Origin of the sequence: Novosphingobium rosa NBRC 15208 (assembly GCF_001598555.1) — a bacterium.
GTDB classification, from domain to species: domain Bacteria; phylum Pseudomonadota; class Alphaproteobacteria; order Sphingomonadales; family Sphingomonadaceae; genus Novosphingobium; species Novosphingobium rosa.
Genome location: NZ_BCZE01000054.1, coordinates 50269 through 61283, shown reverse-complemented (window position 1 = coordinate 61283; position 11015 = coordinate 50269). Strand labels below are relative to the sequence as shown.

The following is an 11015-nucleotide window of genomic DNA, read 5'->3' as shown; positions in this document are numbered from 1 at the left end:
GGCGCGCGGCGGCATGACCAGCCACGCCGCCGTGGTGGCGCGCGGCATGGGCCGCCCCTGCGTTTCGGGCATGGGCACGCTCTCGATCGACAACGCCAGCCGCACGCTCCGTTTCGGCGGCCGCGCGCTGAAGGAAGGCGATGTCATCACCATCGATGGCAGCACCGGCGATGTCTTCGCTGGCGCCGTCCCCACCATCGAGCCCGAGCTGGGTGACGATTTCGCCACCCTCATGGGCTGGGCCGACAAGCACCGCCGCATGAAGGTGCGCACCAATGCCGAAACGCCCGAGGATTGCCGCATGGCGCGCAACTTCGGCGCCGAGGGCATCGGCCTGTGCCGCACCGAGCATATGTTCTTCGACGCCGAGCGCATTCCTTACGTGCGCCAGATGATTCTGGCCGAGGATGAGGCCGGTCGCCGTTCGGCGCTGGCGCATCTGCTCCCCGCACAGCGCGAGGACTTCCGCGCCATCTTCAAGATCATGGCCGGCCTGCCCGCCACGATCCGCCTGCTCGATCCACCGCTCCACGAGTTCCTGCCGCACAGCGAGGCGGATTTCGCGGATCTCTCGGAAACCGTGGGCATCGGCGTGGAAACCCTCAAGCGCCGCGCGGGCGAACTGCATGAGTTCAACCCCATGCTCGGCCATCGCGGCTGCCGCCTCGCCATCACCTTCCCAGAGATCTACGAAATGCAGGCCCGCGCCATCTTCGAGGCGGCCTGCGATGTCGCGGCGGAAAGCGGTGAAGCCATCGTGCCGGAAGTGATGATCCCGCTCGTCGCCACCAAGCGCGAGGTCGAGATCCTCAAAGCCCTGATCGACCGCACCGCCGCCAAGGTCTTCGAGGAAAAGGGCAAGGTGCTGGACTATCTCGTGGGCACCATGATCGAGCTGCCGCGCGCCGCGCTGATGGCCGGAGAGATCGCGGAAGAAGCGCGCTTCTTCTCCTTCGGCACCAACGATCTGACGCAGACCACGCTGGGCATCAGCCGCGACGATGCCGCGCGCTTCCTGGGCGCCTATGTCGATCAGGGCATCTACCCGCGCGATCCCTTCGTCAGCCTGGATATCGAGGGCGTGGGCCAGCTGGTGTCTCTGGCCGCCGAGCGTGGCCGCAAGACCCGCCCCGACATCAAGCTGGGCATCTGCGGCGAGCATGGTGGCGATCCCGCCTCCATCGCCTTCTGCGAGGCGACCGGGCTGGATTACGTCTCGGCCTCGCCGTTCCGCGTGCCGATTGCGCGACTGGCGGCGGCTCAGGCGGCGATCAGGGGGTGATTTAAGGGATAAGTGCGAGGGGGTTACCCCCTCGCGCTCCCATGACGTCTCCCGACGCATGGGCAGTGGCACCCGACCCTTGCGTGCCACCTCTCCACCAGCACAAGGAAAAGGCGCCGCAGGCAGGAAGCCACGGCGCCTTTTCTCGTTTAAAGCCTGCGGCGCGGCAAGCTGAGCGCAACGCCGAACCCGATGCGCGACGTAGACATTAACGGGAGCGCGAGGGCGATGGCCCTCGCATCGTCTCTTCCTGCCTTCTTACCAACCCCCGCCTAACGCCAGAAACAGGTTCACCTGATCGTGAGCCAGCCCCTCACGCGCGCTCAGTTCCGAAGCCTTGGCGCCCAGGGCCCCCTGACGCCCGCCGATGTCCGCCAGCAGCGGCGAACGACCGGCGGCACGCAGACGCCGCGCCTCATCGGCGGCTTTGTCCGCCGCCTCACGCGCCGCGACGATGGCCACGGCGCGGTCACGGTCCTGCGCATAGGCGTTGAGCGCCGTCTCGGTCTCACGCAGAGCCCCCAGCACCACGCCATCGAAGCGGGCCAGCGCCGCATCGGCATCGGCGCCTGCCGCGCGGACCTTGGCGCGGGCTCCGGCGCCGGGGATGTTCCAGCGGATCAGGCCCCCCGCGCTCCACATGTTGGCGGCGGCCTGTCCAAGGTCCTTGAGGAAGCCCAGCGAGCCGCCTGACAGGCCGATCCCCACCTGAGGATACAGCTCGGCGGTGGCCACGCCGATACGCGCCGTGGCCCCTGCCAGACGGCGCTCGGCCATGCGCACGTCCGGGCGGCGGCGCAGCAGGGCGGCGCCATCGCCGACGGGCAGCGGATCCTTCAGCTGGGGGATGGCGTTGCAGCTTTCGGCCTCACGCGGGTATTCCGTGGGGGTGCGGCCCATCAGATAGGCCAGCCGGTAGAGCGCCGCCTGAGCCCGCGCCTTCTGCACCGGCACCAGCGCGCGCAACTGTTCGTAGCGGCCTTCGGCGGCGGTCACGTCCACCGTGGAGGTGCGACCGGCAGCTTGCAGGCGTCTGGCGATCTCCAGCGCATGGCCTTGCAGCTCCAGCGCGTGTTCGGCCAGCTCGCGGTCCTCATTGGCGCCGCAGATGGTGATGTAGGCGCGGGCCACATCGGCGGCGAGGGTCACCTTCACCGCACCGATGGTGGCCTGGGTGGCTTCCTCGTCGGCGCGGGCGGCCTCGATGCTGTGCTTGATGCGCCCGAAGAGGTCGATCTGATACGACATGGAGGCCGAGGCCGATCCCAGGGTCGCCACCGGGATCGGCTCTTCCAGCAGGTAGCTCTCGCCCGAAAGGCGGGCGCGCTGCACGCCGAAGCTGGCGGCGAAATCGGGTTCGCGCTGGCCCTCGGCGGCGGCGGAGACGGCGCGGGCGCGGGTCAGGCTGGCCTGCGCCACGCGCAGGTCGATGTTGGCGGCCAGCGCCTGCTCTTCCAGACCGTCGAGCACCGGATCGTCATAGAGGTGCCACCAGCGGGCGGGCAGATCGTCGCGGGAGATGCCGCCGGTCTGCTGGAGGGCATCGCCCTCGCGGAAGGCGCCCTGCGTGGCGGGGTTATCGATCACCGGTTTCTGGGCGACATGGGGCGGCACGCCGCAGCCCGCCAGCGCCAGAAGGGCAACCCCGGAAAGCAGACGCCTCACCGGTGCTGCCCCTGCTGCTTCGGCGCGCCCTGATCCAGCGTCACCGTGGCGGTGCGGCCCGAGATCAGCGCCACATCGGCGGGCGGATTGTCCAGAGCGATACGCACCGGCACGCGCTGGGCCAGACGCACCCAGCTGAAGTTGGGATTGATCGCGGGCAGACCGTTGGGGCTGGCCGAGCGGTCATGATCCTCGATGGCCGAGGCGATGGAGGTGACATGACCGGTCAGCGTCCGGCTCTCGCCCATCAGGCGCACGGTGGCGCGCTGGCCGATATGGACCTGAGGCAGTTTGGTTTCCTCGAAATAGCCCTCGATGCGCAAGGAGCCGGTGTCCACCAGCGCCAGCACCGGCTTGCCCGGCGACACATAATTGCCGGGCCGCAGCGACAGATCCGACAGGCGCCCATCCAGAGGCGCCAGCACCCGGGTGCGCTCAAGGTTCAGCGCCGCCACATCGCGGGCGTTCTTGGTTTCGGCCACGGCGGTCTGGGCCTCGGCCAGGGCGGCGCGGGCCTCGGCCAACCTGGCCTCTCCCTCGGCCACCTTGGTCTGGCTCTGCTCGGTGGTTTCGGTGGCGACCAGATCGCCCAGACCCTTGTTGCGGGCGGCCTCGCGGCGGGCCTCGCTGACGCTGGCCGTGGCGCTCTGAATCGCGGCCCCGGCGCGGATCACGGCGGCGGCGGCCTTCTGCTGCCCCACCTCAGCCTGATGCAGCGCCAGTTCAAAGCGGGCGCGGTCGATCTCGAAGAGCACATCGCCGCGATGCACCAGCTGGTCGTTGCCGACATAGACCCTGGTCACCAGCCCCTGCACGTCGGGGGCCACCTGCACCACTTCGGCGCGGACGCGGCCATCGCGGGTCCATGGGTCCACCTGATAGTGGGTCCACAGGGCGCGCGCGCCGATCACCGCCACGATCACCGCCGCTCCGGTGATGGCGACCTGGATCACCTGACGCAGATTGCGGGAAACGGGGGCGTTCATGGCAGCAGTCCTTGCGGTACGGGGAGGGGATAGAGGGTGATGAGGCACCAGACCGTGACGAAAACGGCCGTATCGAACAGCACGGGATGCCAGACCCAGCGATAGAAGCGCGCAGCCACCAGCAGGCGGTGGATCAGCAGCGCGATGACAAAGGCCAGAAAGGCGGTGACGGGCACGGTGGCCACCAGCACCCCGCCGAAACTGTATTCCGGGATCATGCCGTTACCTCCGGGCTGGGGCCTTCCGGCGCGAAGGCCGGGGCGGTGGGGAAAAGATTGCGGCGCATCGCCACCAGCGCGGCGCGGCCCTGCGCGCGGTTGGCGACGATCAGGGCGCCGGGGCCGATCAGCGCCTCGGTCGCCTCGGGCGGGGTGTCGAGCGTCAGGCGCAGCGCCTTGTCGATCTGGCCCAGCAGCTGCGGCGGCGGGGCATCGCCGGGCTGGCTGCTGGCGAAATGCTCCTGAGCGGTGCGCAGCAGGCGGGTCAGCGCCACGCGGGGGGCACGCGGCGCGTTCACCCGCAAATGCTGGATCGTCACCAGATTGAGCGCCACGCGCACCTCGCCAAGGCCTGCCACCGAACCGTCGGTGTCATCGGTCAGGCGCTGGGTGATGAGGGCCAGCTGGTCGGTGGCGCGCACCAGCGTGCGGTTGGGATCGGGCGGGGTGCGGGCCCCGGCCAGCACCGCCAGATCATGGTGCAGGCGCTTGACCAGCACGGCGATGGCGCTTTCCGAGCTGACCTTGCGGAAGGTGGCGGTCACGCCCACCGCCACCGCCACGGCCACCACCTGCCCGCCATTGGTGTTGATGAAATGGGCCAGATCGGCGGTGTAGGTCTCGGTGATGGCGATGCCGCTGCCGAAGCCGACCATAAAGGCCGTGGCCGTGCCGCCATAGCGCGGGTGCATCATGAAAATGCCAGCCACCAGACAGATCGGCAGCAGCACCAGGCACAGCATCTCGAAGGTTTCGATATGCGGCAGGATCCCGAACAGCACCACCCCCGCCACCGGCACGCTGGCGATGATCGAGCCGCCGAAGTTGAGGATCGCGGGCACCGGATTGTCCAGCGCGGCGAAGAGGCAGCAGAACACCGCGGTCATCGCCGCCGCGCCGCCACCATCCACCCAGCCGGTCCAGATCCAGAAGGTGCAGATCAGCATCAGCGCGAACATCGCGGCAAGGCCTGCCAGCACCGCCGATCCGGGATCGGTGTGCAGCTTCAGCGGGATGCGCTCGGCCACCAGTTCATCGGGCAGCGGCGCATGGGGATTGTCGAGCCTTGCCAGCAGCTGGCGGCATTCGGCGATCACCGTGGCGCTTTGCGACAGGCGCACCAGAAAGCTTTCGCGCAACAACCCGCGCCAGTCGCGCTCTTGCGGCGCCATATGCAGATAGTCGGGGATGGCGGGCGGCGCGCCCGCCTCCAGCCAGCGGTCGGTGCCGGCAAGCGCGTCCGCCAGCACCGGATCGTCGCCCAGCGCCGCACGGCGGTCCACGCTGCCCGACAGCAGCGGCAGCAGCAGCAGCATGCGGTAGAGCAGCGCCTGCACCACCCGCGTCGCCTCGCGCCAGTGCGAGGTGTCGTAAGGCACATGGGTGGCCAGCGCGATGCAGTCCAGCGCATCGACGGCCAGCCTGCGGCGGTCGACCATCTCATCGGGGTTGCCCGCGATGGCGTCGCGCATCCATTGCTCGGCATCGGAGAGCCAGCCGTGCAGGCGCGGCCCCAGCCGCTCGCCCACCGACATCGGCCAGAAGATGCTGTGCACGACCGTGACGCAGACGATGCCCAGCGTGATCTCGGTGACGCGCGCCGCCGCGGTGTCGAAGATCGCCTCGGGCCGGTCCACGCTGGAAAAGCCGATGATCGCGGCGGTGTAGCCCGCCAGCATCATCACATAGGCGCGCGGGGAACGGTCCAGCAGCGAGACCGTCAGGCAGAAACCCACCCAGCTGGCGAGGCCAAGGCTGAGCAGCGCGGGCCAGTCCACCAGCGCGGGCACCATCGCCACCGCCACCGCCGCGCCGATGGTGGTGCCCATCACGCGGTAGATCGATTTGGAGCGGGTGGCGCCCGACAGGGGATTGCTGGTGATGTAGACGGTGGTCATCGCCCAGAAGGGCATGGGCAGGCCGATCATCAGCGCGATGCCCAGCGCGGCAAAGGCCGCCGCGGCGGTCTTGAGCGAATAGAGCGTGGCGGGCCCCAGATTCTTCATCGATCCCGCCCTGCCTGACAGGCACGCGCCGCCGCCGCGCGTCGGGCAACACCCGCCACGCCGGCGTGATGCACGCAAGCCGTAAAGGCGGCCATGCAGGCATGGCCGCTGTTCCAGTCCAATGGGGTCAAGATCATTAGGTCTCTCATACCCCCCCAACTGCCCCGTTACGCAGGGGCGTCCCCACAATCAATCCGACCAACCGCCAATAGAACCTGCCCCTTCGTCTACCCCGAAGATCTTCAGAACTGGTGACGCAAACCCAGATTGATCGTGGTGGTATCCCCCGAGACCAGCCCTGCGGTGCGCGCCACGGTCAGCTCGCCGCGCAGCAGGCGGGTCATCGCCAGCGAGCCATGCAGCGCCACCTCCACCCAGGGATCGCGCAGGCGAAAGGCATTGGCGCCCGGCCCCGGCAGACCCGGACCCGATCCCGCAGGCCCGCCGACGCCGCCCACCCCGCCCGCTCCGGCAAAGGAGGTGGCGTTGCTGGACCACAAGCCCGCAAGCGACACGCCCAGATAGCTGCGCCGCGCCCGGCCCACCATATGGTCGGCGCGCAGGCGCATGGTGCCGGTCCAGGTCGGTTCGCCAGTGGCGTAATCCTGACCGGGGATGACGGGCTGGCCGGGCGCGGACAACACGGTGCCCGCCGGACGCAGCCAGCGCCCCCAGGCATAGACCGCCGCCACGGTCGGCGTGATGAAGGTGCGGTTGCTGACCGGGATCATCTTGCCCAGACTGACGCCCGCCGCGTAATAGGGGCTGCCGCCGGGGCCGTTGCTGGGGCGCACGGTGGTGTTCACCCCGCTGCCATCGTCGACCCGCACCGCGCCGAAATGCTGCCAACCATAGCTGACATAGCCATCGAGCAGCCAGTTGTTCAGATTGATCCCCCCCGCCAGCGTGCCGACATTGAAGGTGGAGGCCGCCGACACCGCATCGGAAAGCAGCGGCGTGTGATAGCGCATGGCGCCCGCCTGCACATAGCCATGGCCGATCTGGCGGCGCAGCTCGACCGCGCCATAGGCGCCGGTCGCCCCGCCATCGCGCGGGGCCAGACCGCCCGAGACGCCGATCGACCACAGGGCGGGCGGCGGCACGATCAGCGGATGGTTGCCCGCATCGGGCGGGACGGCGACGCCGGGAACCTGCAGGCAATGCTCCATGCCGTCGGCGGGGCAAGGGACGGTGGCGGGTTCGGGCAGGGTTTCGGGCGCGCTGGTCTGGGCCAGCGCTGTCAGCGGGACGGTGCTGAGCGCTCCCATGGACAGGAGGCCCATGCAGTGGGCCGCGATCTCGATCTGTCTCATGTCCCGGCCTTCGTCGATAACCCCTTGGCCCGCCAGTTCGATCCGGGCGGACCCCGTAAGCTTCCTTAAAGCATCGTGTGAAAAAGTGGGAACCGGTTTTTCACACAAAACGATGCGGCCATAAAAGCATCGTGCGAAAAAGTGGGAACCGGTTTTTCGCACAAAACGATGCGACCATCAAAGCTATCCCGAAAGGTGCCTGCGCACCAGTCCCGGCAAGCACAAGAGTTGCCCGCCCGCCCGCGCAACCAGCAGCAGGTAGAAAGACAGCCACAGGCCGATGTTGCCCAGCGGAGCGGCCAGCCACAGCGCGGCGTTGAAGGCCGCAAAGGCGGCAGCCATCGTGCCCAGCATCGCCCGCGCCCAGCCCGCGCCCACGAAGACCCCGTCCATCACATAAGACGCCACCCCCAGCACCGGCAGCGCCGCGGCCCATGGCGCGATCCGGATGGCCTCGGCCTGCACCGCATGGTTGAGGGTGAAACTGGCGGCGATCTGCGCGCCCGCCACGGCGTAGACCAGCGTGATGACCAGCCCCAGCCCCAGACCCCAGCGCAGATTGGCCCGCGCCGCCGCGCGGAAGGCGGGCGCATCGCCCTGCCCCGCCGCCTCGCCGCAGAGGACTTGCGCGGCGGTCTCGAAACCGTCGAGGATCAGGGCGGAGAGCATGAACATCTGGAACAATATGCCATTGGCGGCCAGCGTCACCGCTCCGGCCTTCGCGCCCGTGCGGGTGAACTCCAGCATCACGCCGGTGAGCAGCAGGGTGCGCAGGAAGAGGTCCCGGTTGAGGGCCAGCAGGCGGCGGAAGGGCGTCAGATCGCTCAGCAAGGCGTGATGCTGGCGCAGGCCCTGCCAAGCCCCCTGCCGCAGCGCCAGCATCAGCAGAAACGCGAATTTCAACCATTCGGAGATCAACGAGGCGCTGGCCACGCCCCCCACCCCCCAATGCAGGCCCAACACCAGCGTGAGGTCCAGCGCGATATGCACCAGATTGGCGCCCACCTCGGCGGCGAGCACGCCGCGCACCTGCCGCTGGCCCACCAGCCAGCCGGTCAGCGCGCCATTGATCAATGCGGCGGGCACCGCGCCATAGCGCCGCGCGATATAGGCCCCGGCCAGCAGCGAGAGGTCGCCCTTGGCGCCCAGCCAGCCCAGCCCCAGCGGCACGATCAGCGGATAGGCCGCCAGCAGCAGCGCGGCGATGGCGGCGGCCAGCAGCGCGGCATGGGCCAGTATGGGGGCCAACGTGGCGGCCTGCCCGCCCGCGCCGCCCCGCCCGGCCTGTTGCGCGCTGAGCGCGGTGGTGCCGGTGCGCAGGAAGTTGAACACCACCAGCAGCGAGGTCATGAAACGCGCGCCCAGCTCCACCCCGCCCTGCGCGGCGGCGTCGCCCAGTCGGCCGATCACCCAGAGATCGGCAAGGCCGAACAGCGCCGTCGCCACGTTGGTGAGCATGGCGGGCAGCGCCAGAGCCCAGATCGTCCTTGCCTTCATGCGGTGGGTGTCATCTCCGTCAGGGCGGTGTCAGACCCAGCTTTTCTGCCCGCGCCACGATGACGGGATGCGAAAGCCGGACCGCCGCCAGCTCGGCCTTGCCCGCTTCCTGCCCCAGATGCAATTTCGCCAGCGCCCTGCCGTAAAGCGCCCAGCCATTGTCCGCCCGGCCGGCCAGCGATTTGGTGTAGAAATCCACCGCCTGCTGATATTGGCCCATGCGCAGCTGCACCAGCCCGGCGCTGTCCAGCAGAGCCGGTTTCTCGCCATAGCCCTTGATCGCCTTGCGGCAATCCTCCTGCGCCTGGGGCAGCTGGGTGCCCGCCAGACCGCGCGCCCAGCAGCGCGTGTTCAGCGCCGATGGCAGATTGGCGTCCTCGCCATGCAGCTTCACCCATGTGTCGAGCAAGGGGATCGCCTCAAGCGGGCGGTCCTGATCGATCAGCAGGCCCGCCAGAGTCAGCGTCTGCTGCGAGCCCGGGGTGAGCGCGCGCCCGGCGGCGGCCAGGTCGGCATCGGCCTTGTCACGCTCATGGCGCCGGATCAGCACGCGGGCGCGGGTCAGCAGCACCTCGCTCCGATCGGGCGCGAGGCGCAGCGAGGCATCCAGATCGGAGAGCGCGCTTTCGCCCTTATCCGCGCTGCCGCGTGCGAGTTTTGCCTTGGCGCGCTCGAAGTAGAAACCCGCGCTGGCGGGCGCGTCAGGCGCCATGGCGATGGCCTTGTCGAGATCGGCCATCCCTTCGGCAAATTCCCCGCGTGAGAGATGCGCCTGCCCCCGCAACCCGATCGCCTGCGCATCCTGCAGCTCCGCCGCATCGGCAGCGGGCGCCGGTTTCGAAGCCGCGCTGACCTGCGAGGCCTTGTCCAGCACCGAGGGGCGCGCGCCATTGTAGGTGAAATAGACCTTGCGCTGGCTATGGGCGATAAAGATGTGGTGCGAGAGGAAGAAATCGATGCCCAACAGCATCTCGGTGGGCTCGCTGTTGGTATCGAACTCACCGTCGATCACCCGCATATGGCTGTTCTGGATGGTTTCGGTGCCCACCTGATACAGGGCGACACGGGCGTTCCAGGCATCGTTCGTCTTCTGCCCGAAACCGCGCGAGAAGCCGCCCGGGGTCACCGCCGCCGAATGCATGTCGATCCCCACGCGCTCTGCCGCCTTGCGGGTGATCAGCGTGGTGGCGCCGGTGTCCAGCTCGGCGATCACCGGCTTGCCGTTGACAAAGACCGTGACGCGGCTGGAGCGGTCATGCTCGGTCTTGGGCGAGAGCAGCGGGGCCTCATTATAATTCCCGTCCTTGGCCCAATAGGCCAGCGAGGCCTTGGAGCCGCAACCGCTCGTTCTGATCAGCGTGGCCTTGCCCTGCGAGAGATCGGCATCCAGATCGAAAATGTTGAGCAGGTTGGAGCCCAGCAAACCGGTGCCAGCATCCGATCCGCCGACCAGAAACTGGATGTTGTGCAGATTGGCGCCAAGAATGCCGAAATCCCGGACCGTGGCGATGCTGGCGTCGGCCTTGCCGCCAATGCCCTGGATATAGAAACCCGGCGGCGTCATCTGCAGCGGCAGACCCAGTCCCTGCGCGGTGGCGCGCGACATGATGCTGAAGAAGGCGCCGGTATCCAGGATAAAGCGCATATCCTTGCCGTTGATCTTGACCATGGTGGTGGCCCGCCCGCCGATCATCTCCACCGGCAGCGTGCCGTAACTGGCTGCCGTGCAGTCTGCGGCATAGGCGGAAGAAACGCCAACCCCGCTCGTCAGAAGCGCAACCATCATCATGCGCGCGAACCCGCGCGAGACCTTACCCACTTCAATCGTCATGCCCGCCCTATCCCTTTGGCTGAGGTTTCGATTCATCATGGTTTCTAGCAGCCTAGGAACGGCTGTCTTGTCATTTCTCGAAGAGATACAGAAAGTTGCCCGGCACCCCACCGCACCGCAACAAACAGGCGCAACTTTATCCCTGGCCGCATGGTTTCGTCACAAAAGCGCAACAGCCTCGCAATATCAGCGCCCCCACAGGACGGCCCCGCCCACG

9 protein-coding genes are annotated in these 11015 nt (G+C 68.3%); 1 reads left to right on the top strand and 8 read right to left on the bottom strand.

Annotated elements, in window-relative coordinates:
- On the top strand, positions 1–1282 hold a 1282-nt coding region (locus SR3_RS19775; RefSeq protein WP_084455741.1), incomplete at its 5' end, for a putative PEP-binding protein.
- A 258-nt stretch (positions 1283–1540) separates the two neighbouring features.
- Here SR3_RS19775 and SR3_RS19770 read toward each other — a convergent pair.
- The 8 genes from SR3_RS19770 to SR3_RS19740 all read right to left on the bottom strand — a co-directional run bounded on the left by SR3_RS19770 (position 1541) and on the right by SR3_RS19740 (position 10798).
- The gene (locus tag SR3_RS19770) at positions 1541–2947 is read right to left on the bottom strand and encodes an efflux transporter outer membrane subunit (protein WP_068090015.1); all 1407 of its coding nucleotides are present in this window, start codon (positions 2945–2947) and stop codon (positions 1541–1543) included.
- Entirely contained in the window at positions 2944–3933 is a 990-nt protein-coding gene (locus SR3_RS19765; protein ID WP_068090014.1) for an HlyD family efflux transporter periplasmic adaptor subunit, read from the bottom strand. Before SR3_RS19765 ends, SR3_RS19770 begins: the two co-directional genes overlap by 4 nt.
- Positions 3930–4151 (bottom strand): DUF1656 domain-containing protein, encoded by a 222-nt coding sequence (locus SR3_RS19760; protein ID WP_068090013.1) that lies wholly within the window; start codon positions 4149–4151, stop codon positions 3930–3932. The genes SR3_RS19765 and SR3_RS19760 overlap by 4 nt, the downstream gene beginning before the upstream one ends.
- A complete protein-coding gene (locus SR3_RS19755; protein WP_068090012.1) occupies positions 4148–6157 on the bottom strand; it encodes an FUSC family protein in 2010 nt (669 codons plus the stop codon). Before SR3_RS19755 ends, SR3_RS19760 begins: the two co-directional genes overlap by 4 nt.
- Complete coding sequence (locus tag SR3_RS31905) at positions 6154–6294, bottom strand: hypothetical protein (protein ID WP_169805669.1); 141 nt, start codon at positions 6292–6294, stop codon at positions 6154–6156. The genes SR3_RS19755 and SR3_RS31905 overlap by 4 nt, the downstream gene beginning before the upstream one ends.
- A gap of 105 nt (positions 6295–6399) precedes the next feature.
- Positions 6400–7470, bottom strand: coding sequence for a hypothetical protein (locus SR3_RS19750; protein WP_068090011.1), 1071 nt, complete (start codon positions 7468–7470; stop codon positions 6400–6402).
- A gap of 183 nt (positions 7471–7653) precedes the next feature.
- A complete protein-coding gene (locus SR3_RS19745) occupies positions 7654–8967 on the bottom strand; it encodes an MATE family efflux transporter (protein WP_245654005.1) in 1314 nt (437 codons plus the stop codon).
- Positions 8968–8986: 19 nt separating this feature from the next.
- Positions 8987–10798, bottom strand: a complete 1812-nt coding sequence (locus tag SR3_RS19740; protein WP_068090010.1) for an aspartyl protease family protein — start codon at positions 10796–10798, stop codon at positions 8987–8989.
- Positions 10799–11015: the final 217 nt, after the last annotated feature.